The organism is Staphylococcus sp. EG-SA-2 (assembly GCF_017152085.1).
This window is the reverse complement of record NZ_JACYHC010001332.1, coordinates 1-591: the sequence shown is the minus strand read 5'-3', so window position 1 is coordinate 591 and position 591 is coordinate 1. Positions and strand designations below refer to the sequence as shown.

Annotated in this window: 1 protein-coding gene; it reads right to left on the bottom strand. The window is 37.1% G+C overall.

Features of this window, described 5'->3' with window-relative positions; genetic code table 11:
- The coding region (gene trmFO / locus IDG60_RS21240; protein ID WP_206161171.1) for a methylenetetrahydrofolate--tRNA-(uracil(54)-C(5))-methyltransferase (FADH(2)-oxidizing) TrmFO at positions 1–591 on the bottom strand (591 nt) is incomplete at both ends.

The following is a 591-nucleotide window of genomic DNA, read 5'->3' as shown; positions in this document are numbered from 1 at the left end:
TGCCTAATATTTTATGCGCAAGATTGATACCTGCAACTAAGCCGCTAGCTGCGCTTTCTACATAACCTTCAACACCAGTCATTTGTCCCGCAAACTGTATGTTTGGTTGTGAAATCAATTCATATTTCTCGTTTAATACGTCCGGTGAGTTAATGAAGGTATTTCTATGCATCACACCATATCTAACAATATCAACATTTTCTAAACCTGGAATTAATTTAATAACTTCTTTTTGAGCTCCCCATTTTAAATGCGTTTGGAAGCCGACAATATTGTAGAGTGTGCCAGCAGCATCATCTTGTCTTAATTGAACCACTGCATAAGGACGTTTCCCAGTCTTTGGATCTTCTAATCCTACTGGTTTCATTGGTCCAAATAGTAATGTCTTGCGTCCGCGTTCTGCCATTACTTCAAAAGGCATACAACCCTCGAAATATTTTTCTTTTTCAAATGAATTTACAGGCGCAACTTCAGCTTCTAATACTGCATCATAAAAGCGATTAAATTCATCCTCAGTCATAGGACAGTTTAAATATGCAGCTTCACCTTTATCATAACGGGACTTTAAGTAAACTTTATCCATATCAATAG